The 26,089-nt window shown below is 67.1% G+C and carries 20 protein-coding genes and 3 pseudogenes; 8 read left to right on the top strand and 15 right to left on the bottom strand.

The window, feature by feature from the left end:
* Window positions 1–18: 18 nt before the first annotated feature.
* The 4 genes from WCE37_RS01425 to WCE37_RS01410 all read right to left on the bottom strand — a co-directional run bounded on the left by WCE37_RS01425 (window position 19) and on the right by WCE37_RS01410 (window position 6,914).
* The gene (locus WCE37_RS01425) at window positions 19–1,734 is read right to left on the bottom strand and encodes a DUF262 domain-containing protein (protein WP_343277805.1); all 1,716 of its coding nucleotides are present in this window, start codon (window positions 1,732–1,734) and stop codon (window positions 19–21) included.
* A gap of 393 nt (window positions 1,735–2,127) precedes the next feature.
* Window positions 2,128–2,601 (bottom strand): hypothetical protein, encoded by a 474-nt coding sequence (locus tag WCE37_RS01420; RefSeq protein ID WP_343277804.1) that lies wholly within the window; start codon window positions 2,599–2,601, stop codon window positions 2,128–2,130.
* A complete protein-coding gene (locus WCE37_RS01415; protein ID WP_343277803.1) occupies window positions 2,598–3,170 on the bottom strand; it encodes a UDP-N-acetylglucosamine acyltransferase in 573 nt (190 codons plus the stop codon). The genes WCE37_RS01420 and WCE37_RS01415 overlap by 4 nt, the downstream gene beginning before the upstream one ends.
* A gap of 66 nt (window positions 3,171–3,236) precedes the next feature.
* Entirely contained in the window at window positions 3,237–6,914 is a 3,678-nt protein-coding gene (locus tag WCE37_RS01410; protein ID WP_343277802.1) for a DNA methyltransferase, read from the bottom strand.
* Between the two features lie 119 nt (window positions 6,915–7,033).
* Here WCE37_RS01410 and WCE37_RS01405 point away from each other — a divergent pair, with 119 nt between their 5' ends.
* On the top strand, window positions 7,034–7,366 hold the full coding sequence (locus WCE37_RS01405; protein ID WP_343277801.1) for a YnfA family protein: 333 nt from the start codon (window positions 7,034–7,036) through the stop codon (window positions 7,364–7,366).
* A gap of 4 nt (window positions 7,367–7,370) precedes the next feature.
* Here WCE37_RS01405 and arsH read toward each other — a convergent pair whose 3' ends face one another.
* Window positions 7,371–8,132, bottom strand: coding sequence for an arsenical resistance protein ArsH (gene arsH, locus WCE37_RS01400; RefSeq protein ID WP_343277800.1), 762 nt, complete (start codon window positions 8,130–8,132; stop codon window positions 7,371–7,373).
* 17 nt (window positions 8,133–8,149) lie between these two features.
* On the opposite strand from arsH, the gene WCE37_RS01395 reads away from it, so the two are divergent.
* Complete coding sequence (locus tag WCE37_RS01395; protein WP_343277799.1) at window positions 8,150–8,482, top strand: metalloregulator ArsR/SmtB family transcription factor; 333 nt, start codon at window positions 8,150–8,152, stop codon at window positions 8,480–8,482.
* 117 nt (window positions 8,483–8,599) lie between these two features.
* Complete coding sequence (locus WCE37_RS01390) at window positions 8,600–9,886, top strand: arsenic transporter (RefSeq protein WP_343277798.1); 1,287 nt, start codon at window positions 8,600–8,602, stop codon at window positions 9,884–9,886.
* Window positions 9,887–10,299: 413 nt separating this feature from the next.
* Here WCE37_RS01390 and WCE37_RS01385 read toward each other — a convergent pair.
* Window positions 10,300–10,797 (bottom strand): annotated as a pseudogene (locus WCE37_RS01385) (cation transporter); the annotation flags it as partial.
* Between the two features lie 35 nt (window positions 10,798–10,832).
* Between WCE37_RS01385 and WCE37_RS01380 the strand changes: the two are divergent.
* The gene (locus tag WCE37_RS01380; RefSeq protein WP_343277797.1) at window positions 10,833–11,180 is read left to right on the top strand and encodes a helix-turn-helix domain-containing protein; all 348 of its coding nucleotides are present in this window, start codon (window positions 10,833–10,835) and stop codon (window positions 11,178–11,180) included.
* Window positions 11,181–11,188: 8 nt separating this feature from the next.
* Here the strand turns inward: WCE37_RS01380 and WCE37_RS01375 are convergent, their stop codons facing one another.
* Genes WCE37_RS01375 through WCE37_RS01355 form a run of 5 tightly spaced genes read right to left on the bottom strand, consistent with a single transcriptional unit; the run spans window position 11,189 to window position 17,680 of the window.
* Entirely contained in the window at window positions 11,189–11,782 is a 594-nt protein-coding gene (locus tag WCE37_RS01375; protein WP_095208872.1) for a cation transporter, read from the bottom strand.
* 1 nt (window position 11,783) lies between these two features.
* Window positions 11,784–14,960: a CusA/CzcA family heavy metal efflux RND transporter gene (locus WCE37_RS01370; protein WP_343277865.1), complete on the bottom strand. Its 3,177-nt coding sequence runs from the start codon at window positions 14,958–14,960 to the stop codon at window positions 11,784–11,786.
* A 22-nt stretch (window positions 14,961–14,982) separates the two neighbouring features.
* Window positions 14,983–15,954, bottom strand: a complete 972-nt coding sequence (locus WCE37_RS01365; RefSeq protein WP_189495807.1) for an efflux RND transporter periplasmic adaptor subunit — start codon at window positions 15,952–15,954, stop codon at window positions 14,983–14,985.
* Window positions 15,951–17,231 carry a TolC family protein gene (locus tag WCE37_RS01360; protein WP_189495809.1) on the bottom strand — a complete coding sequence of 427 codons (1,281 nt, stop codon included), beginning with the start codon at window positions 17,229–17,231 and terminating at the stop codon, window positions 15,951–15,953. Before WCE37_RS01360 ends, WCE37_RS01365 begins: the two co-directional genes overlap by 4 nt.
* A 56-nt stretch (window positions 17,232–17,287) precedes the next feature.
* The gene (locus tag WCE37_RS01355; protein ID WP_162202221.1) at window positions 17,288–17,680 is read right to left on the bottom strand and encodes a hypothetical protein; all 393 of its coding nucleotides are present in this window, start codon (window positions 17,678–17,680) and stop codon (window positions 17,288–17,290) included.
* Window positions 17,681–18,218: 538 nt separating this feature from the next.
* On the opposite strand from WCE37_RS01355, the gene WCE37_RS01350 reads away from it, so the two are divergent.
* Both WCE37_RS01350 and WCE37_RS01345 read left to right on the top strand, forming a co-directional pair.
* On the top strand, window positions 18,219–18,533 hold the full coding sequence (locus WCE37_RS01350) for a metalloregulator ArsR/SmtB family transcription factor (RefSeq protein ID WP_343277796.1): 315 nt from the start codon (window positions 18,219–18,221) through the stop codon (window positions 18,531–18,533).
* Window positions 18,534–18,537: 4 nt separating this feature from the next.
* Window positions 18,538–19,944: a DUF2867 domain-containing protein gene (locus WCE37_RS01345; protein WP_343277795.1), complete on the top strand. Its 1,407-nt coding sequence runs from the start codon at window positions 18,538–18,540 to the stop codon at window positions 19,942–19,944.
* A 77-nt stretch (window positions 19,945–20,021) separates the two neighbouring features.
* Here the strand turns inward: WCE37_RS01345 and WCE37_RS01340 are convergent.
* From WCE37_RS01340 to WCE37_RS01330, 3 genes and pseudogenes are all read right to left on the bottom strand, one after another.
* Window positions 20,022–20,177 (bottom strand): annotated as a pseudogene (locus WCE37_RS01340) (integrase core domain-containing protein); the annotation flags it as partial.
* Window positions 20,178–20,212: 35 nt separating this feature from the next.
* Window positions 20,213–20,812: pseudogene (locus WCE37_RS01335) on the bottom strand (GGDEF domain-containing protein); the annotation flags it as partial.
* 1,133 nt (window positions 20,813–21,945) lie between these two features.
* The gene (locus WCE37_RS01330; protein ID WP_343253745.1) at window positions 21,946–22,893 is read right to left on the bottom strand and encodes a glutathione S-transferase family protein; all 948 of its coding nucleotides are present in this window, start codon (window positions 22,891–22,893) and stop codon (window positions 21,946–21,948) included.
* Window positions 22,894–23,117: 224 nt separating this feature from the next.
* Between WCE37_RS01330 and WCE37_RS01325 the strand changes: the two genes are divergently transcribed.
* Window positions 23,118–24,713 (top strand): M20/M25/M40 family metallo-hydrolase, encoded by a 1,596-nt coding sequence (locus tag WCE37_RS01325; protein ID WP_343277794.1) that lies wholly within the window; start codon window positions 23,118–23,120, stop codon window positions 24,711–24,713.
* Window positions 24,714–24,731: 18 nt separating this feature from the next.
* Here the strand turns inward: WCE37_RS01325 and WCE37_RS01320 are convergent, their stop codons facing one another.
* A complete protein-coding gene (locus tag WCE37_RS01320) occupies window positions 24,732–25,124 on the bottom strand; it encodes a hypothetical protein (protein WP_343253747.1) in 393 nt (130 codons plus the stop codon).
* Between the two features lie 119 nt (window positions 25,125–25,243).
* On the opposite strand from WCE37_RS01320, the gene WCE37_RS01315 reads away from it, so the two are divergent.
* Entirely contained in the window at window positions 25,244–26,071 is an 828-nt protein-coding gene (locus WCE37_RS01315) for a hypothetical protein (RefSeq protein ID WP_343277793.1), read from the top strand.
* The last annotated feature ends 18 nt before the right edge of the window (window positions 26,072–26,089 follow it).

The raw sequence follows: 26,089 nt of genomic DNA, 5'->3' as shown, positions 1-26,089 counted from the left end.
GACTATCGGGCATTTGCTTCAGGCCGCTTCCTGCCCGCCAAGAAATTCGTTGAGCCTTGCCGCGATCCTCTGGCGCCGCTCGTCGAGAAACCTCCTGTAGGCATCCACATGAAGAAGGTCATCCGTAGTCGGGATGCACTGTGCTTCAAGCCCGGCCGCGCCGGCGCCGGCCCGATACTTCACCAGGTACTCGGCCGGCGCCTTGTCGCTGATCTGCCGGTTGGTCTTTCCGGAGATGAAAGACAGATTGGCGATGTCATCGGCCTCACGCGCGCTTCGGCCGGCGGCCCGGAGCACGGCCTTCGGGAAGATGTGGTGGAACTGCAGCCGGTCCTGCGTGCCCTTGTGGTCGAGCGAGATGCGGAGATTGGAACGCCAGTCCGTGGCACCCGCAGCATGAAACGCGAGGAACATGGTCTTGAACAGCGCGCTGCGCTGGTTGCGTCCTTCCAGCTCTTCGGCGGTGATATCCAGCCGGCCGAACTGCAGCCGCACGCGGTCGATCATCTCCCGGACCCCGCCGCCCTGGCGGATCGAGCCGAGGTCCTGGTCGAGGATGGTCTCGCTGGAGCCACGGGAAAAGCGGCCCTTGGCATTGGCTACGAGCGTCCAGTAGCGCAGCTGCGCGGATTCCTCCGGTGAAAGCGTGTAGTCGCGCCGGTGACCGTACGAGGCGATCGCGATCAGGATGAAGGGCGACGACAGCAGCGCCGGGCTGCTGATGCCGACGTTGCTGCGCATGAAGTTGAGTGCGAACTCCATGCCGCGCCTGCACTCCTTCCACGCCGCCTGCAGCGTCGCGACGTCCACATTGCCGACCGTCTGGAAGCGCGACTGACCGGTGGCGAACGCCACCAGGTTCTTCAGATGGATGCCCAGGTCGAGGTCGAAGCCCATGGCGGCGCAGGCCTTCTGGAACGCCTGGAACTCGGCCAGCGAGTTGCGCCACTTGGCCGTGATCTGGGCCAAAGCGAGATCCGAGCTGCGCAGCTTCGCACCGAGAGAATTAACCCGGACGAAGATCTCGGTGACCTCGTCGTAGCCCATCGAGCTTTCCAGCACGTCCATGCGATAGACGTACTTCCTGATGTCACGAAGGCGGGCTAGCCGTTGGCTGTACTTCTCGCCTCGCGGGTCATCGAGGTCGGTGACCCCGGCCTTGCGCAGGAACTCCCGGTCGCTGGTGCTTCGGAACACGTCGGACACCTTCACCCAGTGCGGAAGCTGCTCCAGCTTCCGGGTCGCCACCACGAAGGCCATCTTGTTGAAGCGCTGCATGAGTTCGTCGGCGCTGGAGTCGGCCGAGTCCGGATCGTCCTCGCCGCCCTCCTCGTCCACGTCGGCCTCTTCATTGACCTCGGTGACGAATGCAAGCTTTTCGGGATGTTCGAGATTGAACAAAAGCTCGATCGGACGCTTGCGGCCGCGGACCATGACCGGCTCGCCGCGGATGACCGCGGACAGCGAGGTCAGGCGCTGCTGTCCGTCGAGCAGCAGCTGCGTGGTCTGGTAGGGGTTCGCCTGCTGGCTGATCGCGAACTCCTGCAGCGGCACGTCCTCGGTGGTTTCCCAGAGCAGGATGGCTCCGGACGGATAGCCGCGATACAGCGAGTCCATCAGGTCACGCACCCGCGGCGACCGCCAGACGTAGCGACGCTGCATCCCGGGCAACCGCAGCCGCCCGCGTTCGATCATGTTGACGAGTTCTTCCACCGTGGCGTCCGCCCTTGCCATCCTTACTCCCCCTTTCTGCTTGCATTGCCGGCAGTACGCCGTCGGCCGAGAAAAATGTGTCGCGAGGAAGCGCTCGACCGCGTCCAAATCCACTGCTTGTCGAACGGCTCACCGTCCACCGCGGATTTCACGAGGCTTCTCGATTCAGCTGGCCGGCCATCGAGGCGGCATCTTCACGGCGCAGGAACAGATGCCGGACCTTGCAACTTCCGAACTCCCTTTCCAGCTCGTGCATGCGTACGGGATGGTTCCCGTATCGGAACCTCCTCGTCCCGGTCGTCGACGCTGGCAGCTCGTACACCCCGAAGCTTCGAGGCGAGGTCAACAAACCGTCTGGCCGGACCGCGTGCGAGGGGATCGCCCTGCTCTCCAACGTATCCAAGGCAGGGTCGCCTACTCGGAGACTACGGGCGGGCGATGCCGTGGGTCGGCGATGACCCTCGCCGGATTCCCATACAGCACAAGAACGCGCTGCCCCACACCAAGCGCTGGCTCATCACCCTGCACGATCGTCATCAGGGCGCCATTGGACGTCTCGACCACGTACTCCCGCCCAGCCTGCGAAGACGCGCTACGTTCCATCGCTGCGCCGGCAACCGCGCCAACCACCAACCCGCCAATGGCACCCACGGCTCCTGCGGCATCGCTGCCGCCAATCTGGGAACCGGCCACGGCACCTGCCGCGCCGCCCGCCATGGCACCCCCGCCTCTGGAGCCGTCGATATGGACAACCCGGGAACTGACGATCACGCCGCCGACGGACCGGTTGACCTGGCCGACGCTTCCCACGGAATAGCTGTCCGGTCGCACGTTGGGTGTACATGCCGAGGCCAGGAGAACGCACAGCACGATTGCAACGAACCTCACGGCGAGACAGCCGCTTCGCTTGTCGGAAACATGGGCCGGCTCACATCAACGGTTTCGAGCGCCTGCAGGAACTGTCCGATGTTGTTCTGGACGGAGCGGTTGATCGACTCACGCGCCCGGATCACACCGGCGAAGGCGTAGCCTGCGGGCACGACGCCGGCAGCGGACACGTCCTGGGTATAGATGATCGAACCGTCCTTGCGGTCGATGAGCTCATACCGCGCCGTGGTCCGGGTCGTCATGGAAGCTCCGAAGGCAGGGACATCGAGCTCAAGCACCTTCACCGAAAGGCTGACCTTGCGCGCCGAATCGTCGGTGAAGATCGCCATCCGGTTCAAGGCTTCCGTCAATGCGGCCTGCCACATCTGCGGAACCTCATGCTGGGCGGCGGCCGGGATCTTTCCCGTCGCCTCGTCCGGACGCGCCAGCGACACCGTCAAGGACCTCATGTCCGCGTCGATCTTGGTTGGCACATGGCCGACATTCGGTACCGAGAAATTGAGCGGCGGGTTCGACGCACAGCCCGTCATGAACAGAGCCACCAGAACAACCCAGAAATACTTCTTCATTGCTACTCCCCCTTATTGGATCAACGTGGTCAATCAACCCTTTTACGGAATCGCCGACGGCGCGATTCACCCGGATACATAGTTCCCGTCCTGCTCCTGCGCACGCCCCAGCGCCACCAGCATTTCCACCAGCTTAGGCAGGCGCTTCTTCCACGGGCCACGCGCAGTAAACCGCGTGGCAATCTCATCGAGTGAGAGCGGTACCGGGCTGGCGGTGAGGACCTCGGCGACGGCGCGAACCTGATCCACCGTGTCCTTGGGCCAGGGCTGAGGCTTGCTGGCCGGGATGGACACGGCTTCGTCGCCGGCATCAAGCTGATCCGCGTCGCTGCCAGTGGTCAGGCGCGCCTGTTCGGGTTGGCGCTCACGGGCGACGTCGGGATTCTGGAACTCAGGGCGCAGCCAGCGGATGTGGCCGCGGGCTTCCTCCGCGGCGCGCTCGGCGTTGAGGGCGACCAGGCGCTCGAGGACGGCTTCATCCAAGGCGCGCTTGGCTTCCTCGCGCGTGTATGCGGGGCCGCCATCGACATGGCGCTCGGTCGGCCGCAGGTCGCGTTCGCTATCGGCGAGCCGCTGCAGCGTGTCGGGCGACTCGTTGCCGTGGGCGACGCGCAGCAGCGGCAGCAGGTCGCCCCAGCTGTAGGCGTAGAGCACGGCCTCATCGAGCTCGTCGTGCAGCTGGCGCAGCACGGAGACCAGGCCCTGCTCGTGGATGGTGCGCTCCTTGGCGGTCAGCACCTCGCCGCTGCGCAGCTTGTCGAGCACGTTGTACATGCCGGTCAGCGTCAGGCCGGGATGGGTGGCCTGCTGGCGCTTGCGGTGGGCGTCGACCTGTTCGGCGAGGTTGCGGATGCGGTCGGACGGGTATTCGCCGAGCGTTGTGAACTCGCCCCGGCGGCCGTGTTCGTCTTCAAGGGCGTAGCTGATCGGGCCACCAATCTTGTCCGCGGCCTGGAGGTCCGGGAAGGGGAAGGTCTCGAAGCAGCGGGACTTGTTGTAACGCGGATCATTCCCGACACCAAGACGACCGCCAGCAGCCAAAGCCCAGACGACGTGCGCCACGCTCCCAAGCACGCCATGCGCGACAGCGTCGTCCAGAGCTATGCACACAAGCATGTTGTCCGGTGCAATATCAGCGTCCAAAAATTGGAAAACACGGTGCTTTGCGGTCTCTACAGTGACGATGTAGCGGGTGAGGCCGGCGAGTTGGTTGCGAAGTTTTTGATTTGGCTCACCGAACACCCACCAGTTCCGTCGCCGTGACTCACGATTGTTCGTGTCGCGCTCAGGCTTTACTCGTTCCAGCACGTGCTGATACACGGCCGGGAACCGACGTCGTGCCTCATCGGCCTCTAAACCGAATAGGTCAATGACATAGACACCCCGCGACACCTGCGTGAGATCACGTCCATTCCTGTAAGGGCGAAGGTGAGGCTCCAACCCTTCCACCGTTCCCAATCCCAATGCTGCCACTTCCTTCTGGTCCACGATGAAGCCAGCACCAAATAGACAAAACCCGCGGTTGCTAACATCGGAGTTCGAGCGCAAGGAGGATGCCTTGGCCACATTAGGGCCGACACGCAGATCTTGATGAATCAAGCCCCGGCTTTCGCTCAGAGTGACAGCGACCTCACCGTGTTCAGCCTCAGACTCATCCGCTGCCAGCAGTAAACGACCGCGCTCTGATTCGGATGCACCCACGGTCATCGCAATGCGCACCGCAGCGCCATCGGCCGTGTCCACCCACGGGTGATCCGGAATGGCGAACACCAGCGACAGCGGCTGCTTGGAGTCCGAGAGATGCGATTCCAGTATTCGCCGGTTGAAAGTCTGCCTGATGGAATTGGTGGTGATGAAGCCGAAACGCTCGGCCGCGCCACGCCGGGTCAGCAAGGCGGCGTGATGCCACCAGTACATGACGAAATCGGACGATTCCGGAACCTCCGGCCACGCGCCACGCAACGCTTCCACATAGCCATCTCCGAGCGCGGCGCGCATGGTGCTGGCGCCGATGAACGGCGGATTGCCGACAACAAAATCCGCCTCCGCCCACGCCGCCTTCCGCGGATTCCGATACCGCTCCACCGGCTTCCGCGCCGTCTCGTCCGGCACCATCTCCCCCGTCACCGGCGACACCTTCATCGTCTCCCCATCCCACCGCGTCACCGGCACGCCGCGCTCATCGGTTACGAACTCCACGCCGTCATGCGCCAGCACCGCGTCCCGGTTCTCGATATTCCGGAAATCCCGGATCACCGGCTGCGGCGGATGCACGTCGCCGCGCGTCCGGTAATGCCACTGCAGGTAGCCGATCCACAGCACCACTTCGGCAATCGCCGCGGCGCGCGGGTTGAGCTCGATGCCCAGCAGGTTGTGCGGGTCCACGGTCTCGCCGGCGGCGGCGTCGGCGCGTTCGCCGCCCAGGGCCAGGCCGGTCTGGCGGTCGCCGAGTTCGTCCAGCGCATTGAGCACCTCGCCTTCCAGGCGCTTCAGGTGTTCCAGCGTCACGTACAGGAAGTTGCCCGAGCCGCAGGCGGGGTCGAGCACGCGCACGGTGCACAGGCGGTGGTGGAAGCGCTTGAGCGCGGCGATCGCCTCGTCCGCCTTGCCTTCGTCGGCCAGAGTGCCGGCGGCGGCCTGGGCGTCGCTCCATTCGCGCCGCAGCGGTTCGATCACGGTCGGCAGCACCAGGCGCTCGACGTAGGCGCGCGGGGTGTAGTGGGCGCCGAGCTTGTGGCGGTCCTTGGGGCTGAGCGCGCGCTCCAGCAGGGTGCCGAAGATGGCGGGTTCGACGTGCTTCCAGTCGGCGCGGGCGGCGTCGAGCAGCAGGGCGATCTGGGCCGCGTCCAGCGGCAGGGTGTCGGGCTGCTTGAACAGCTTGCCGTTGAAGCGCAGCACGTTGCCGGCCAGCACGGCGGAGAAGCCGCCGGCATCCATGTCGCGCCACAGCTGGGCGAGCATGCGCATGGCGACGTCGGGCTGCCCGGCATGGCGCGCCAGCAGGTCGCGGAAGCTGTGCGCCGGCAGCAGCTTCACGTCCTCGGCGAACATGGTGAACAGGCAGCGCATCAGGAACTGGGCCACCGCTTCGGCATCGAAGCCGCCCTGCTCCAGGCTGCGCGCCAGCGTGGCCAGGCGGTCGGCGATCTGGCGGGTGACGCGCGCGGATTCGCGGCTGGGGTCCAGGCCCAGCGGATCGGTCCAGACGCGCCGCAGGCGCTCGCGCAGCTCCGGGCGGCGCAGGTCGGCCAGGGCGATGCGGTGGCTGCGCGGGTCCGGGAACGGGACGTAGGTGCCGCCGGAGCGGCTGAACTCGGAGTACAGCTCGATGCGCTGGCCCACGTCCACCACCACCACGAACGGCGGCCGGCCCTCGTCGGCAGGCAGCGCGCGGGCATAGCCTTCGGCCTGGCTGCGGGCGCGCAGCAGGGCGTCGTCGAAACCCTTGGTGTGCACGCCCAGGCGCACCTTCTTCGACTCGAGCACGAATGCGCCGCGGCGGTACAGGTCGATGCGCCCGGCGCTGCGGCTGCCGTCGCCGTGGCTGAAGGTGATCGGTCGCTCGAACATGTAGTCCTGCTCGGGCGTGGGGTGCGGTGCATCCACGTCAAGCAGGCGGCAGAGGTCGATCAGGAAGCTCTGCGAGGTGGACAGCTCGGAGGCGGCGACGCCTTGCCAGCGGTCGATGAAGGCATCCGTGGCAGCGTTGCTGGCTGCGGGCGAAAGGTTGCTGTCGTCCGGCACCGGGGCCCCCCTGCCCTGCGCGTCCTGCGATGCCGCAAGCATACGGCAAGCAAAGGCCCGACAATGCGTGCCGGCCGCACCCGCGTCACGGCCCAGCGGGCACACGGAGTCGAACGCACTTGGACATCCTGAAAATCCTCGGCCTCTTCATCGCCACCGCGCTGGCCGAGATCATCGGCTGCTATCTCCCATACCTTTGGCTCAGGCAGGACCGATCGGCCTGGCTGCTGCTGCCGGCGGCGCTCAGCCTGGCGTTGTTTGCGTGGCTGCTCACCCTGCATCCGCAGGCCGCGGGGCGCGTGTACGCGGCCTATGGCGGCGTCTACATCAGCGTCGCGCTGGCGTGGCTGTGGGCGGTGGATTCGGTGCGGCCCACGCTCACCGACTGGGTCGGCGTCGGCTTCTGCCTGGTCGGCATGGGCATCATCATGCTCGGCGCGAGGCCCGCCTGAGCGCTCACCGGACCGCGGTACCGCCTGCTTCTTCAACGGCACCGGACTCGCGGGCCAGGCGACGCGCCTCGTCCGCACCCTTCCGCTCGCTGTAGCGATCGACCAGGTAATCGCTGCGCCCGCGCACCATCAAGGTGAACTTCACCAGCTCTTCCATGACGTCCACGACGCGGTCGTAGAAGGGGGACGCGCGCATGCGGCCGGCGTCATCGAACTCCTGCCAGGCCTTGGCCACCGATGACTGGTTGGGGATGGTCACCATCCGCATCCAGCGCCCGAGCAGGCGCAGCGCGTTGACCACGTTGAACGACTGCGATCCGCCGCAGACCTGCATCACCGCAAGCGTGCGGCCCTGCGTCGGCCGCACGCTGCCGTCCTCGAGCGGAAGCCAGTCGATCTGGTTCTTGAACACGCCGGTGACACTGCCGTGCCGCTCGGGCGACACCCACACCTGGCCTTCCGACCACTGCGACCACTCGCGCAGCTGCCGCACCTTGGGATGGTCACGGTCGACGCTGTCCAGCAGCGGCAGGCCGTGCGGGTCGAACACCCGGGTTTCGGCGCCGAGGTGCTTCAGGACGCGCTCGGCCTCCAACGCCAGCTTGTGGCTGAAGGACTGGGGCCGGAGCGAGCCGTAGAGCAACAGGATGCGGGGTGGATGCGCGCCGGCGTCCGCGCCCAGCGCGTCGTGCTGCGGGCCGGGCAGCAGAGCCGTATCGACGTGCGGGAGGTCCAGGATATCGGGGCGTTGCTGGTCGATATTCATTCGACTATTCTATAAAAATGGAAACAAACCAGGCAATAGCGGCACTGACCGCGCTGGGCCAGGCGACGCGGCTTGCGGCCTTCCGGCTCCTCGTCGAAGCCGGGCCGGAAGGGCGCATGGCCGGCGAGATCGGCGAAGCGCTCGGCGTGCCAGCGGCCACCCTGTCCTTCCACCTGAAGGAGCTGGTGCATGCGGGCCTGATCAGCGGCGAAAGCCAGGGGCGCAACGTCTGCTACCGCGCCCGTTTCGACGCCATGAACGCGCTGGTGGGCTACCTGACCCACAACTGCTGCGCCGGCTCCGGCGCCGATGCCTGCGCGCCCGGCACGCCGGCATCGCGCGGCTGCTGACCCAGGGCACGCCGACCTGCCGCCCAAAGACCTGCACATGAGACCTCGCGTCGTGCTCACCTGCGGCGGCAAGCCAGCCCACCGCGTGCGTGTCGATGCGTGCACAAGGCCCGACCCATGCTCACTGCACTGCTGATCTTCATCGCCACCATCGTGCTGGTCATCTGGCAGCCCAGGGGCCTGGGCGTCGGCTGGAGTGCCACCTTCGGCGCGGTGCTCGCCCTGCTGACCGGTGTGGTCGAGCTTTCCGACATCCCCACCGTCTGGGGCTTCGTCTGGAACGCCACCTTCACCTTCATCGCCCTGATCGTGATCAGCCTGATCCTCGACGAGGCGGGCTTCTTCGAATGGGTGGCGCTGCACGTGGCGCGCTGGGGCAAGGGCGATGGACGCCGGCTGTTCGCCCTGCTCGTGCTGTTCGGCGCCGCGACATCGGCCCTGTTCGCCAACGACGGCGCGGCGCTGATCCTCACGCCCATCGTGATCGCCATGCTGCTGGCGCTGAAGTTCAGCCCGGCGGCCACGCTGGCCTTCGTGATGGCAGCGGGCTTCATCGCCGACACCGCCAGCCTGCCACTGGTGGTGTCCAACCTGGTCAACATCGTTTCGGCGGACTACTTCGGCATCGGCTTCGCGGACTACGCATCGGTCATGGTGCCGGTGAACCTGGTCGCCGTCGCGGCGTCGCTGGGCATGCTGATGTGGTTCTTCCGCCGCGACATTCCGGCGAGCTACGAGGCTGCCGGGCTGAAGGCGCCGCGCTTGGCGATCGTCGACGCCATGACCTTCAAGGCCGGCTGGGCGGTACTGGCCCTGCTGCTGGTGGGCTTCTTCGGGCTGGAGCGGATCGGTATTCCCATCAGCGCGGTAGCGGGCGCCGGCGCCCTGCTCCTGTTCGGCGTGGCGGCACGCGGGCACCGGATATCGACGCGGAAAGTGATCAGGGAAGCGCCGTGGCACATCGTGGTGTTCTCGCTGGGCATGTACCTGGTGGTCTACGGCCTGCGCAACCAGGGGCTCACCGACCACCTGGCGAAGCTGTTGGATCTGTTCGCCGGATACGGCGTGTGGGGCGCGACGTTCGGCACCGGCCTGCTGATCGCCCTGCTGTCCTCGGTCATGAACAACCTGCCGACGGTGCTGGTCGGCGCGCTCTCCATCGACGCCAGCCATGCAGAAGGCACCGTGCGCGAAGCGATGGTCTACGCCAACGTGATCGGCAGCGACCTGGGGCCGAAGTTCACCCCGATCGGGAGCCTGGCGACGCTGCTCTGGCTGCACGTGCTGGCGCGCAGGGATATCCGGATCACCTGGGGGTATTACTTCAAGGTCGGCGTGGTGCTGACGCTTCCGGTGTTGCTGGTTACCCTCGGGGCCTTGGCACTGCGCCTGGGGCCGGGGTGAGCGGCGGTCCGGCGCGCGCTCACCGCCGCACGTTCTGAGCGTCGACCTTTTTGCTTGGCACGCGGTGTAGCACGTTGCGGGGAGGCGCTGCGAGCGATGCCGGCTGGCGGGGCGTAGTTCCGGATCACGTCCTGAGAGTGGCGACCGGATGCACCGTTCGGGAGTACTTCCTCGCCGTCCTGTGACGCCTTTACTGTCCGGCTCGTGATGTCGCCTATCGGCCAGAAGCGGACGTTCTGGCTGACCCGAACTGCCGCTTCGAATCCACTCTTTCAGAGGGTCGGCAGGGATTCGTGTAAAAAACGGCCAAAGGTGAGCTAACTGCCTGTCATAGCTGACTTTCTTGGCCGCTCCAGCCACGCTTCAGAACGGAGCATTTCTTCTTCGAGGACCGGACAACGGGCCGTAACTCGTTATTTCACCTCGTCCCGGTAACTCCGCCAAGCCATGCGGAGTACCCGAGCGGAGGACCGCAGAAACATCAGCAACAGTCCACCGGCGATGACCAGATCGGGCCAGCCGGCATCGAACAGCCACACGCCGGCGGCTGCCAGCAGCACCGCAACACCCTCGTACAGGTCATTGCGCGAGCACTCCCAGGCCGATGACATGTTCACGTCGCCAAAGCGGTACGGGGTAAGCAGCCACAGGCACAAGGCGTTGAACGCAAGATTGATCACGGCGGCGATGCCGATGGCCTCGAAGATCGGCACCTCCGGGTGGGCCAGGCGCCAGCCGATCTGGATGGCGACCGCAACCGCGGCACCGAGGATCAGCAATCCCTTGAACAACGCCACCCTGGCCTTGGCGCGCAGGCTCGCGCCGATCACTGCCAGGCTCAGCAGATAGGTCAACGCATCACCGAGGTTGTCGAGGCTGCCCGACAGCAACGAGGACGAGCCGCTGTGGAGAGGTCGCGGAGCGCAGCGGGTGCCATCCCGAAACCGTGCGCTACTACGAGCGCATCGGGTTGTTGCCTGCCCCGCCGCGCACGGCGGGCGGGTATCGCGACTACCGTCCCGCCGACGCGGATCGGCTGCGCTTCATCAGCCGCGGACGCGAACTGGGCTTCTCGCTGGAGGAGATCCGCAGCCTGCTGGGCCTGGCCGAAGACGACGGGTTGTCCTGCCAGGATGTCGACCGTCTTGCCCGCGGGCACCTGCTGGACATCCGGAACCGGCTAAACGACCTTCAGCGGATGGCCTCGGAGCTCGAACGGGTGATTGGCAGTTGCAGCGGCGGCGAGCGCGGCCAGTGCGCCATCCTCGACACGCTGCGCCACCCGCCATCCTAGGTCGGCACTCAAGCGTCCTCTTCGCCACGGGCATCCTGCAGGATCTCGATGCCCCCTTTCAGGGCGATCGCCGCCACTGCGAGCCCCACGACGAGGTCGGGCCAGGCCCGCCCGGTCCACAGCACCAGTCCGCCACCCACGAGCACGCCTGCGTTGGCGATGAAATCGTTGGTGCTGAAGGTCGTCGCGGCACGCACGTTCACATTGGCCTGCCGGATTTTCTTGAGCAGCCACACGCATGTCGCGTTTACCAGGCCGGCCCCCAGCGCCATCACCATCATCGTCGTACCAATGGGCTCGGCGTCACCCAGGAACCGACGGCCCACGTCGACCAGGATCCCAGCGGCGAACAGGATCAGCAGCCAGCCGGACACTTTGGCCGCCGACCGTTTCCAGGCTTGTGAGCGACTGAGTGCGAGCAGGGTGATGATGTAGACGGCGCTGTCGGACGCATTGTCCAGTCCATTTGCGATCAGAGCGCTTGAGCCGGCGGCGACGCCCGTGACCCCGAACCCCGCGGCAAGCGCGAGGTTCAGGGCGAGGACGATCAACAGGATCCGGCGCTGGTGCGCGTCGTGTATCTCGATCTTCTCTTCACTCAACTCAGTGGGCCTCCAGTTGCGGCTTCGCTGCGTCGCCGCGATGCAGAAGACGGTAAAGGGTGGGCAGGACAAGCAGGGTGAGCAGCGTTGAAGACACGATCCCGCCGATCACGACGGTGGCGAGCGGACGCTGCACCTCCGCGCCCGCGCCGACATTGAGCGCCATGGGGACGAAGCCGAGCGACGCGACCAGGGCGGTCATCAGCACGGGCCGCAGCCGCCCGAGGGCGCCGTTGAAGACCGCGTCGTCCAGCGACTGGCCTTGTTCGCGCAGGTTGCGAATGAAGGCGATCATGACCAGGCCGTTGAGCACGGCCACGCCGGACAGCGCGATGAAGCCGACGCCTGCGGTGATCGACAACGGGATGCCGCGCAGTGCCAGTGCGGCCACACCGCCCGTCAGGGCCAGCGGCACCCCGCTGAACACGATCACCGCATCCCTGGCCGAACCGAACGCCATGAACAACAGGCCGAAGATGAGGACCAACGTCACCGGTACCACGACTGCGAGCCGTTGGCTGGCCGAGATCAACTGCTCGAACGTGCCGCCGTAGTCGATCCAGTAGCCCTCGGGCACGTCCACCTGCTGCCCGACGCGCTGCTGCAGCTCTTCGACAAAGCTACCCAAGTCGCGATCACGCACGTTGGCGGTGACCACCACCCGGCGCTTTCCATTCTCGCGGTTGATCTGGTTGGGCCCCAGCAGGCTTTCGATCTTCGCGACCTCCCGCAGCGGTACGGTCCGCGCGGTCGCCCAGCGTGGCTCCAGGCTCGACCGGTCCGCGTTCGCAACGTCGGGCAAGGGGATCGGCAGATCCTGAAGGGCAGTCGGATCGACACGCATCTGTTCCGGCAACCGGACCACGATGTCGAAGCGGCGGTCGCCCTCGAACAGCTGGCTGGCAACCTGACCACCGACCGCGGTGGCAATGGTCTGCTGCACGATCCCCGGATTCAGGCCAAAGCGCGCCAGCGCCGCACGATCCGGGATGATCGTCAGCAGTGGCAAGCCGGTCGCCTGTTCGGTCTTGACGTCCGCCGCGCCATCGACCTGCCTGGCAACCGCCTCGACCTGTTCGGCGACCTCGATCAGCATGTCCAGATCATCGCCGAACACCTTGACCGCCACGTCCGCACGCACGCCGGAGATCAGCTCGTTGGTCCGCATCTCGATCGGCTGCGTGAACTCGTAGTTGTTGCCTGGAAGCGTCGCCACCGCCGCCTCGATCTCCTCGAGCAGCACGTCCTTGGGCTTGCTCGGGTCGGGCCACTGCGCGCGTGGCTTCATCATCAAGAAGGTGTCCGCCACGTTCGGCGGCATCGGGTCGGTGGCCACCTCCGCCGTGCCGATCTTGCTGAAGACCCGCTCCACTTCAGGAACCTGCTGCAGGCGCTCCTCAACGGCGAGCTGCATCTTCACCGACTGCTCCAGGCCCGTGCCTGGGATACGGATCGCGTGCATGGCGATGTCGCCCTCGTCCAGGCTGGGAATGAACTCGCTGCCCAGGCGCGTGGCGACCAGCAGGGACACGGCAACCAGGGCGAGTGCCCCGCCAAGGACCCAGTTCTGCCGGCGGAGCGACCAGGCAAGCAAGGGCTCATAGCGGCCTCGCGTCCACTGGACCAGCCGGTTCTCCTTCTCCTGGACGCGATTGCCCATGAAGATCGCGATCGACGCGGGAACGAAGGTCAGCGACAGCACCATGGCGCCGGTGAGGGCCAGCACCACCGTGATCGCCATGGGATGGAACATCTTTCCCTCGATCCCGGTCAGGGCGAAGATCGGCAGGTACACCGCGGCGATGATGAACATGCCGAACAGGCTGGGCCGGATGACCTCGACCGTGGCGGTAGCCGTCAGGTCGTTGCGTTCTTCACGTGTCAGCGTCCGGCCAAGCCGATGCTGCATCTCGCCAAACCGGCGCAGGACGTTCTCGATGATGATGACCGCGCCATCGACGATCAGCCCGAAGTCGAGTGCACCCAGGCTCATCAGGTTGCCCGAGACGCCTCCGCGCACCATTCCGGTGATCGTGAACAGCATGGCCAGGGGGATGACGGCTGCGGTGATCAGCGCGGCGCGGAAGTTCCCCAGTAGCAGGAACAGGACCACGATCACCAGCAGGGCGCCCTCGACCAGGTTCTTCGAGATCGTCTGCATGGTGCGTTCGACCAGCCCGGTGCGGTTGTAGACCGCCGTTGCGATAACGCCTTCTGGCAGGCTCGCGTTCGCGTCCTGCAGCTTCGCCGCCGCGGCCTGCGCGACGCTGCGGCTGTTGGAGCCGACCAGCATCGACACGGTGCCCAGCACGACCTCTTCGCCGTTCTGGGTGGCCGCGCCCGTACGAAGCTCCGGGCCTTCACCCACCTGCGCCACGTCGGCAACCCGGATCGGCAGGCCTTCGCGCCGGTCCAGCACGATGTTGCGGATCTCGTCGATCCCGCCGACCTGGCCGGGCACGCGCACCAGGTACTGCTGGCCGTTGCGCTCGATGTAACCGGCGCCCATGTTCTGGTTGTTGGCCGCCACCGCGTCGACGATGTCATGCAGCGTGAAGCCGAGTGCGACCAGCCTGGACGGGTCCGGCGTGATGTGGATCTGCCGCTCGAAGCCGCCCATCGTGTTGACTTCGGTCACGCCCGGCGTGTTGCGCATCTGCGGCCGGATCACCCAATCCTGCAGGGTGCGCAGGTCGGTGGCGGTCCACGGCGTGCCGTCCGGTTTGACCGCCTCGGGCGCGGCATCGATGGTGTACATGAAGATCTCGCCCAACCCGGTCGAGATCGGCCCCATTTCGGGTTCCAGTCCCTCTGGGATCTGCGAGCGGATCTGCTGCAGGCGCTCGGCCACCTGCTGCCTGGCGAAGTACAGGTCGGTGCCGTCCTCGAACACCACGGTGACCTGCGACAAGCCGTAGCGCGACAGCGAGCGCGTGTAGTCGAGCCGGGGCAAGCCGGCGAGTGCCGTCTCGATCGGATAGGTGACCCGCTGCTCGGACTCCAGCGGAGAGTAGCCGGGCGCCTCGGTGTTGATCTGCACCTGGACGTTCGTGATGTCCGGCGTTGCATCGATCGGGAGCCGGGTGAAGCTCCAGATGCCTACTCCGATCAGCCCGAGGGTCAGCACCAGCATCATCCAGCGATGCCGGATCGAGAACCGGACGATCCGCTCCAGCAGGCCCGGCTGGCGGCCTATGGCGTCAGTGGTCATGCGCCGCGCCTTCCTTGCCGATGTCCGCCTTGATCAGGTAGCTCTCCGCGACGACCACCTCCTCGCCTTCACTCAGGCCCGAGAGGATCTGCACCTGCGTGGCATCGCGGGCACCGAGTTCGACGTGTCGGGTCAGGTACGTCTCGCCCTCACGTACGAACACGGACTCCTGGCCATCCATCGACTGCAGCGCGGTCAGCGGCACCATCAGGTCCACCGGTTCCTGTGCGACCGTGATCCGCGCCTTGACTGCTGTGCCCGGCCGCCATTGGTTGTCGGCGTTGTCGATCGTCGCGCGTGCCACCGTGCTCTGGCTGGCGGTGGCCATGCCCGGCAGCACGCGTTCGAGCGTGGTTCGGACGGTCTCGCCATCGCTCATGCGGGTGACCGCCACCGGCACGCCGGGCTGGATGTGCTGGGCGTCCGCGCCAAAGATGTGGAGGTCGACCCAGAGCTGCGAAAGATCGGCGATTTCGAACAGGGGCGCACCTTCGCTGGCCAGGCCGCCGACCGAGGCACTGCGCTCGACGACCACGCCGGAGATCGGCGCGGCGACGCTGTAGGTGCTCAGGCTCAGGTTGCTCTCGATCGTCGCCAGCACCTGGCCGGCGCGGACCGGGTCGCCGACGTTGGCGCGCAGCGAACGGATCGGGCCCGGGAAACGGGCGGTGACCTGCGCAACGCGACCCTCGACCGGGGTCAGCAGGCCTTGCACCTCATGCTCGTCGGCGATCACGCCGGGGCCGGCGGGCTGCGTCTTGATACCGGACTTTTCAGCGACTTCCGCAGCGATGACCGTGCTGGCGACTTCATCCGCCTCATGGCCGTGTTCGTCGGCCTCCGTTCCGTGGTCGGCGGCGTCGTTCGCATGTGCGTCCTTGGCCGGCTGGTCCGGCTCGCCACCGCAGGCTGCGAGGACCAAGGCCAGCGCCAGTGCCGGGATCAGGTGGACAGGCTTCATGGGGTTGCTCCTTGGTTGTGTTGCAGGCCCGGGCCGGCGACGAATGCCTGGCCGGTCAGCCGCTGGATCTCGATCAGGGCGCGCTGGGCTTCCAGCGCCGCCGCCAGCTGTTGCTGCCGTGCGGCGGCGTGCTCCGCCTGCAGGCTCGACCACTCCAGATAACTGGCGGCGCCTGCGCGGTACGCGGTGGCGGCCGCGGCTTCGGCCTTGGCCAGACGTGGAAGCACGTCCTCACCTAGCCGCTGTGCTTCCAGGCGGGCCACCCCGAAACGGCCATGCGCCTCAGCGAGGGTGGAGTAGAGCGACAGCCCCATGGCCTCCCGTTCGATTTCCAGCGCTGTCAACTCGGCGCGTGCGGCACGGATGCCCGGCTGTGCCCGGCGAGTGGTGCCCAGCGGGATAGAGACACTGCCGACCAAGCCGAAGTCATCGCCCTCCGCCATCCGTCGCACGCCCACCTGCCAGTCGAAGTCGGGGGTCGCTTCGCTGCGTGCCAGCTGCAGGCGCGCCTCGCCAATGCGCTGCTGGTCGACGAACTGCGCCAGCTCGGGAGTGCGTTGCAACCAATCGGCGAGTACCGCGAAGTCCGCGACCTGGGGCACATCCAGCGGATCGCCGCCGACGATCTCAAATGCGGGATTTCGCTCGCCCCACAGGGCCGCGAGGTGCTGGCGGGCGGCCGCCTCACGTTGCCGGGCACGGGCGCTATCCAGTTCGGCCCGCGCAAAGGCCGCCTGGGCGGTGAGTACGACCGACTCGGGCGAAGCGCCAGCCTCGTGACGCCGGCGCGCCGCAGCAACGGTGCGATCGCGCTGGTCGACGCCCAACTGCGCAAGCTCGCCTTCGCGTTGCGCACCGACGACTGCTAGGTAGCGGCGGGCCACTTCGGCCAGGAGATCCAACCGCCGCGCCTCGCGCCCGATGGCCAGCGCATCGATCCGGCTTTGCGCGAGCGTGCGGCGGGCATCGAGCTTGCCGCCGCGCTCCAGCACGGAGGCGAGGCTCAGCGTGATCTCGGCGCCATCCAGGCCGCTGGCCGGGCCGGTACCGAGCACGTTCTCGACCTCGGCTCCAGCGACCAGCGCCGGGCGCAACGAGGAGCGATCCAGTTCGGCTTTCAGGGCCTCATGGCGGGCGCCAAACAGGCGCAGATCGGGGTGTGTATCGGCAACGCGGAGGAAAGCGTCGTCCAGGGTGAGGGGGTCGGCGGCGTGCGTGGGGAATGCCACGGCACACACGGCGACGAACGCGGCCAGGGCCGCTGATCGCAAACGCATGGGGGTTGCTCCGATGAATCGAATTGACGGGAGTCGGCATCAGGCCGACGGCGCGGTCATCCGAAGATCGGAGGCTTGAATGGGCTCGGCAGACGCAAGGCGGCCGGGGGCGACGCTTTTTCGACCCCCATTCGACCGGCGACCGGTTGAGTGGAAAATGAATCCAGAACCGGCAAAACGGCCGCGGCTGAACCACAGCAATGGGCGAAATCCAGCAACAGGTGCAACGTCTCCGATCCGTCCTGATCGTGCGCGTCCGCCGCGGCGAACTCCGGGTCCAGATCGTTGGCATGCGGGCCGTGGCTGTGCGCGCCAGACGGATCGTGCGCGAGCTCATGCATCTCGCCGGCGGCTGTCATCACCGGTTGGAACGCCAGCCCCAACGCAAGCACACCCAGCACGACGACGCGCAGGAGCGGCAACAAGAAGCGGGGATGCAGGCGGGTCATGGCCGCGCAGGGTACCTGCGGATGATGGGGTTATACAATTCCGCTGAATGCGTCGAGAGGGCTACAGGGAAAAGGCGCGTTCCAGTTGTCGGCCATGGCACCGCTTGTACTTGTTTCCGCTGCCGCACTGGCACGGCTGGTGATCGCGCAGCCCCGACGACAGTGCGTGTCCAGGAACTGGTGCGCCTGCTGCAGCGGTTCGATTTCATGCGCGGGGACACTGACCTCGCCGGGAGCCGCCGGGATGCCCCGGCTCAGTCTCTTCCTAGGGGCTCTTGCCGTTGCATGGGCTGCTAGCCCTTCGATGGCAGACAACAATACCCGGACTGCGCTCTACGAGGTCATGCGGTCGGGCTTGGCTGCCTGAGTGATCCGTGGGACGAAGTGGTGCGCGATGTTCCAACGAGACGTCCGCTTTGGGTCGAGAGCGGACGTGGCGCGAGCGCGTGCTCACGGCGACGGTACTGAGCGCTTGACGGCCTTGACAGCCTCTCGCGGTGACGTACCATGTAGTTAACGAATTAGTTAACTACATGCCATGGACCGCGTCTTCGAAGCCCTAGCCTCCGGTGCCCGCCGCCAGATCTTGGCGTACCTCAATGCCGGGGAACTTACGGCCGGCGAGATCGGCGAGCGTTTCGACTTCAGCAAGCCCGCGCTGTCGAACCATCTGCGCATCCTCGAAGATGCAGGACTGATTGAGCGGGAGAAGCGCGGCCAGTTCGTCTACTTCCGCCAAGTGCCGGAGCGGCTGACCAACACGCTTTTCGCCTGGGCGGCTGAAGTCTGCCCCGTCGCCGGGCCGCTCAAGCGCGAGAGCCGGGCGCGGGCCCGCTCGAAGCCGGGGGGCTGAGCCCGTGGCGGCGTCCTCCCGCACCGTGCAGACTTTCCCGTCGGTCAGCCTCCCATCCGCCGCCGGAGGCGCACCGGTCGAGGTGGCGCTAATCGCCCAGCTTGGGATCGGTGCTGGTGACCGGCTGATCGCTGACGCCGGGGCCCGGCAGGCATCGCATGCGGAGTTCCTCCATGCGCTCGACGAGCCATCAGCCCGTCTGGGTGCGATGCACCTCATGCATGGCGACGCGTCGTCGCTGTACTCGTTCGTTGTCGGACCTGGCGGCCACCCGTTCCATCGCCATGCGACGCCACGCACATTCATGGCCGTTTCGGGGAGCAGCGGCGCGGAGCTGCGCTTCTCGACAGTCGGCGCGGCAGATCTCGATCGGGACCTAGGGGAATTCGTCGACGCGCTGCGCGTCGTTACGGTCCCGCCGGACTGTCTCTTCACCGTTCGCTTCGGGAGTGGGACGTGGCACCAATTCCGGCCTCGTAAAGCGGACCACCCCGCACTGTTCGCGCTGTCCTGCCATACCAATGAGCTTGGGGGTGATCTCGACCCGCTGCAGCGTAACCTGATCCTGGCCAACGCAGCATCGATCCCGGCGTTGACCGATGTGCTGCCCGAGGCGGTCCAGACGCTGCTCGACGGCACTAGCCGCAGCGAGATCCCCACCGTCGCGCTCACCCTGCATGCCGGGCACGCTTCGATGGCGACTGCGGCCTGCTCGCTGATCCGGGATCGAGTGGGGCGCTTGCGTCGCCGACTTCCCGGCCGCACCGATGGCTACTTGGGTCGCACGGAGTCGCGGCGGACGGTCACTTCGCACCGCAAGCAGCCGGCGGGCTCGCTTCTCGACGCTGCCTTGCCCGTGAGCCGTAGCCACGACGACTGCGTGTGCGTGATCCTGTCGCCGCGCGAGGTTCGACTTGCAACGTCTGCTGGACTGCTCGCCCAGGTGCTCGAGGGATTCATCGAGAACCGGCCTACGGGGGTCAGCCGGCTGATGGCGCTGCGCAACCTGTTAATCGCGCCCTTGAAACTCCGAACGTCCCCGATGGGCTGCCCGGTCTCGTCGCTGCTTTCTACCGACCGGAGCTGTCTCTACGCCGGACGCTTCCCCGTCTTGGCCCAGCAGTCGGATGCGTACAGTGCCCAAGTGCTCCTCGGTGCGGACGATCGGCACCTGGTATTCCGCTCATGCGTCCGCGTCAACATCCACAGTGACGGGTCGGCGCACGTCAGCCTCGGTACGCGAGTGAGCACCCGAAACCTGTTCGGGTGGCTGTACATGGCGGCCATCGACCTGGCCCATCGCCGCTACGTCGCGCCCAGCTTGCTGCGAATGGCGGTTGACCACGCCGTCGCACCGGAGTTGGCCAAGCCTTGCTCAACGCTGAGCAACCCGCCGCTAGCGACTCGATAGAGGTCTAGCTAGCCCTGTTCCTCCGTGTCCGCTATCGGCCAGGTGCGGACACTGATTGATCCGACGTCCCCCCGCCTTCAGTAGCGGTCGGCTTTAGAGTCCGGGGTTAGGGTATCCGAGCCCGCCAGGGTTTTGGCATAGGCTTCTGGGGTCAGCCCGCCGAGCGCGTTCTTTGGCCGTTCTTCGTTGTATTCGCGGCGCCAGGTTTCGATGACCGTGCGGGCGGGAAGCAGGCAAAGCCGATCGTCACCGACAGCCCCGGGTGATCGCCCTCGCCCTCCTCTGGTTCCACAACCCCGGCCATGGCCGTGCGAAGGCGCTCTGCGATCTGCTGTGCCCGCACCAGGTCCAGCTGCCTGCATCCGACGAGGAACTCCTCGCCGCCCCAGCGCGCGACGATGTCATCCGGGCGACAGCACGCGCGCAGGCGCCGTGCGACCTCCGCAAGCGCGGCATCGCCGGCGGCATGGCCATAGCGGTCGTTGCGGGCCTTGAAATTGTCGATGTCGATCAGGAACACCGCATCCCTGCGGTCGCCGTCCCCCGCGGCCGCAGCGTCGGTCTGCAGGCTGTGCGACGCCGCGCGCCTGTTGAGCAGGTCGGTCAGCGGATCCACGCGGCTCAGACGGCGGAGCCTCCGGTTCACCCCGCGCTGGTACCAGGCGAACGCGCCGCCAAGCACCAGCAGCGCGATGAAGGCGGCGATGGACACATTGCGCAGCTTGCGTGCGTTCTGCAGGCGCAGCGCCTCGATGCCCTGCTCGTCCTGCAGCCGCTGGAGCTCGCGCTCGCGCTCGGTGTCCTGCAGCCTCGCCTGCAGTCCGGCCAGGTTGTCCAGGGTCTGCCCGCGCAGGGCCGACACCTCCATCGCGCGCAGCGCCTGCACGCCGTCATGGGCGCCGCGCCAGTCGTCGCCTGCAATCAGGGCGGCCACCGTGGCAGTCAGCGCCTCATGCTGCTCGCTGCGGAATGCGGGTCCTTCCACCAGGGCCGCCGCCTGCTGCGCCTGCGCAAGCGCCGTGTCCGGGTCCCCGGCCTTGAGCGAAAGTCCGGACAGCCGCACCAGGGTCGTGGCCTCTCCTGTCGGATCCCCCAGGCGTTGCTGCTCGCGCGCGATCGTGGCCAGCGCGTCCCTGGCGGCTTCGATGGCCTCGTCACCGGACGCCTGCAGCGTGATGCGCTCGACGCGCGCGCGATGCGCCATGACCTCCTCCCCTGGCGCCGCGGCACGCTCCGCATCTTCGAACCGGGCCAGCGCATCCGCTTCGCGGCCCATCCGCAGCAGGTTCCGGCCGCGGTTGTACGGCAGCAACGGGCTGTCGACGCCGGCGCGCTCGAAGGCCGCCTGCCCCTGGGCGAACATCGCCTCCGCCTGCTCGTACGCGCCAAGGGTTTCGCTGTAGATGCCCGCGACGTTGTTCAACGTGGTTGCCTGGGCTATCTCCGAATCCCCATCCCGGGCGGCCTCGTAGACGCGGATGTAGTAGTCGAGCGCACGGTGGGACCAGCCGAGCGTGTGCAGGGTCGCGCCGGAATTCGAAAGCGCCCGGAGCACGAACTCCGGCGGCATCGGATGCTGGGCGAGCAGCGCATCCACGCGTTCGACTTCCGCCTCTGCACGCGGCGCATCACCGGTCAGCGCAAGCGAACGACCCAGGCAGGTGCGCAGCTTGATCTCGACCCCGGGCTCGAGGCCATCCGCTTCCAGCGTCTCGTCCGCCAGCGCCACGGCCGCGGCGGGATCACTGTCGCGCAGTTCGAAGCATCGCATGGCGATCGCGTCCGACCCGGCGGCCGGGGCGGACGCGATCGCGAAGACCAGCCAGGCGGTGCAGGCGAACTGACGGAATCGGCTGGGCATCGCCTGGTTTTCAATTAGGTGCAGTGGAACCGGCAGTCTACCCGCGCCATGCCGGCCCGATGGCCGCCCGGAGCCCTGTCTTCCGGCACGACCTCGCCGGCCCGGACCGGATCATCGGCGCGCCCGGCGCAGGGCGCGCCCTAGTACGGCTCCACCGGCCCCAGCGGCACGATCCCGGTCGGATTGATGGTCGCGTGGCTCTCGTAATAATGCCGCTTGATGTGGTCGAAGTGCACCGTGTCGCGGACCCCGGGGAGTTCCATCATCCGCGCGGTGAACGCATGCAGCGCCGGATGGTCGGCGATCCGCCGCAGGTTGCACTTGAAGTGGCCGTGGTAGACCGCGTCGAAGCGCACCAGGGTGGTGAACAGGCGGATGTCGGCCTCGGTCAGCTGCCCGCCGACCAGCCACTCATCGCCGGACAGCCGCGATTCCAGCCAGTCCAGGGTCTCGAACAGCGGCCGCACGGCCTCTTCATACGCGGCCTGCGTGGTCGCGAAGCCGGCACGGTACACGCCGTTGTTGACCGTGGGATAGACGCGCGCGTTGACGGCGTCGATGTCCGCGCGCAGCGCTTCAGGATAGAAGTCCCCGGACTTCGCGCCCAGTCCGTCATACGCGGTGTTGAGCATGCGAATGATCTCGGACGATTCGTTGCCGACGATGGCGTCCTTGGCCTGGTCCCACAGCAGCGGCACCGTGACCCGGCCGGTCATGCCGGGCTGCGCGCGGGCGTAAAGCTGGTGCAGGCAGTCCGCGCCCATGACCGGGTCGGGGGTGACGCCGGGGCCGTCCTCGAAAGTCCAGCCGTGCTCGAGCATCCGCCAGTGCACCACCGAGACCGGCAGCATGTCTTCCAGCCCCTTCAGCGCGCGCACGATCAGCGTGCGATGTGCCCACGGGCAGGCATAGCTGACATACAGGCGATAGCGGCCGGCTTCGGCGCGGTGCCCGGCCTGGCCGTCGGGTCCGGGACCGCCGTCGGCGCTCAGCCAGTCGCGGAAGCTCGCCTCCTCGCGCTTGAATTCGCCGTCGCCGGCGGTGTCATACCACTTGTCGTGCCACTTCCCGTCGATCAGCAGTCCCATGGGGTGTCTCCCGTGCGCGTTGCGCAAAGCGATGGAGGCAGCCTAACGCCCGCGGCGAATGGATGCCGTGGCCGCCACCTTGCGCGCGCGGGCACCGCGTCGCACCGGCGTGGTGGGACGCTACGTTGCCGCAGCCCGTGACTAAAGACCGGCGAACCGGAGCGCCTGCTGCCGATAAAATCACCGGCTGCATGCGCCCCACCGCGGCGCGAAAGGACGTCCCGATGTTGAAGCGTTGCGCACTGGTGGCCGGCCTGGCCCTACTCAGCGGCCTGGCCGTGGCGAACGAGCCCGTTGACCTGGACATGGTCAGCCGGATCCGCCAGGAGGCCTTCCACAACTCGCAGGTGATGGCGACCTTCAGCCACCTGACCGAGAACATCGGCGCGCGGCTGACCAACTCTCCGCAGATGGCCGAGGCCAATGCCTGGACCCGCGGCAAGTTCAACGAATGGGGCCTGGCCAAGGTCCACGACGACGCCTTCGACGACTTCGGCCGCGGCTGGGAATTCAACTCGGCCAGCGTGGAGATGCTCAGCGACCGCGCGCAGCAGCTGCACGCCCTGCCCAAGGCCTGGACCCCGGGCACCAACGGCCCGGTGGAAGGCGAGCTGGTGCACGTCGAGATCAAGAAGCTGGCCGACATCGAGGACTATCGCGGCAAGCTGGGCGGCAAGATCCTGCTGCTGGGCGAGGCGCGCGAGTACAAGCGCGGCGAGGAGCCGGACTCGCACCGCCACGACGCCACGTCGCTGGAAGGGCTGCAGCAGTTCACTGTGCCGAAAACCGCGGCCGCCGACCGGGCGAAGCGGGTCAAGGAGTACGGCGAGCGCCAGGAGCTCAGCCGGGCGGTGAACACCTTCTTCGCCGAAGAAGGGGCGCTGGCCGCGATCAGCATCAGCAGCTGGGACAACGGCATCATCCGCGTGGCCGGCGGCGGCTCGCGCAAGGCCGGCGAGCCGGTGGGCATCCCGGAGCTGGCGATGATCGCCGAGCACTTCAATCCGCTGGTGCGCGCGCTCAAGGCCGAGCAGAGCGTGCGCCTGCGCGTCAACGTCGATGCGCGCTTCATCGACGAGGCCAACCAGCCCGGCTACAACACCATCGCCGAGATCCCCGGGCGCGGGCGCAAGGCCGCCGAGATCGTCATGCTTGGCGCGCACATGGATTCCTGGCACACCGGCACCGGTGCCGCCGACAACGCCGCGGGCGTGGCGGTGATGATGGAAGCCATGCGCATCCTCAAGGCCGTGGGCGCGCAGCCGGAGCGCACCATCCGGGTGGCGCTGTGGAGCGGCGAGGAGCAGGGCCTGGTCGGCTCACAGGACTACGTCGCACGCAACTTCGCCGCGTACCCCGAGCCCACTGATCCGGCGCAGAAGGCGCTGCCCGCCTCGCTGCGCGAACCGACCGGCGCGCTGCAGAAGCAGCGCGACTACGAGCGCTTCTCGGTCTACTTCAACATGGACAACGGCTCCGGCCGCTTCCGCGGCATCTACGCTCAGGAAAACCTGGCGGCGATGCCGATCTTCGAGGCCTGGCTCAAGCCCTTCCACGATGTCGGCGCCACCACGGTCGCCACCCGCAACACCGGCAGCACCGACCACATCGCCTTCGACCGCGTCGGCCTGCCCGGCTTCCAGTTCATCCAGGACCGGCTGGACTACTTCACCAACGTCCACCACACGCACCTGGACACCTGGGACCACGTCGAGCCGGAAGACCTGAAGCAGGCGGCGGCCATCGTGGCGTCGTTCGCCTACCACGCGGCGATGCGCGACGAGCGGATGCCGCGCAAGGTGCTGCTGGAGCCGAAGTAATCCCCCCAACAACACCGGTCAGCTTCCGGCCTGGTACTGCTTTTCCTCGACGAACGCGGAGCCCGACAGGCGGTTGATCTCGTTCTTGATCGCCACCCGCTCGCCGTTGCGCACGGCCACCGCGCGCGCGAGCTCGATGAATTCGTGGTCGAAGGCCTTCGCCGCCTCCCTGGCGCGGAGGCCGTCCTGCACGTCCCACATCAGTTCGTTGGCCGCCTTCAGGCGGTCGTAGCATCCGGCCAGTTCCGGCTGCCGATCGACCAGCCCCTGCCAGATGGGCCGCAGGCCACCGAGTTCGACTTCGACATGCGCGCGCTTGGCGGCGTCATTGATCCGCTCATGCTTGATCTGCAGGATCGAGATCTTGTCGGCCAGCTCGCCGACCGAGACCGGCACGTTGATGGTCTGCATGGGGAACTCCGTCCGTTCGATGGCCGCCATCGTGGAACGCCCCTCCGCGCAGGGCAAGCGGCCGGCTGAAACAGTGCATGCCCTACACTCGCATTCGTCCCTGCACCGGTATGGATGCCATGACCGCACTCGCCCCGCCACTGCTGTTCATCAGCGCGGCATTCGCCCTGCTCGCCCCGTCCGCCACCTTTGCGCAGGCGCGCATCCCGCCGGCACCGCAGTGCCTGGATGCCCGCGAAGTGCGCGAAGTGTTCCAGTCCGACGACCGGACCCTGGCCATGGTCCAGTCCGACGGCCGGCGCTTCCGCGTGGGGCTGGGCGCGGACTGCTCGGGTGCCACCGATACCAGCAATGCGCGGCTGCTGGCCGCCGACGGCTGGATGTGCGGCACGGGCAATGAATATGTGGCGATGGATGGGCGGAACTGCCCGGTCAACGAGGTCGAACCGATCACATCCGCGGAATATGCCCGGCACGCGCGTGCCAGCCAGACCAGCGCCGACGGCAGCACCACGCTGACCACGGTCGTGGTCAAGGGCGAGCGCCGGCACGGGTTTGCAGCCTCCCACAACTATTGCTTCAACCCCCGGCACGTGCGCGGCTGGTCGGAGGATCCAAAGGGCGTTGTGGTGGAGGTGAACCCGCGCCGCTCCGGCGGCAACCGCTACTACCGCGTCGAACTGGTGCGGTCCTGTCCGCATCTTGCGGGCCCGGTCGAAGTCGCATTCCATTCGGGCATGGGCATCGGCCTGATCTGCGGGAACCCGGGTGACGACATCAGGACCGGTGTCGTTGGCGGCGGCGCGGGCGGCCGCGGCCAGCCGCTGGTCGCGCACGATGGCCGCCCCGCGGATTTCCTGATGACCGGCTCAGCGCGCCTCCAGATCCTTGGCGCCAGGTTTGGCTGCCCGATACGCGCGGTCTATCCGTTGGACGACGCCAGCTGAGCCTGTGCAGGGCATGAC

The organism is Luteimonas sp. MJ250 (assembly GCF_039548455.1).
Taxonomy (GTDB): Bacteria; Pseudomonadota; Gammaproteobacteria; order Xanthomonadales; family Xanthomonadaceae; genus Luteimonas.
This window is presented reverse-complemented; position numbering and strand designations above follow the sequence as displayed.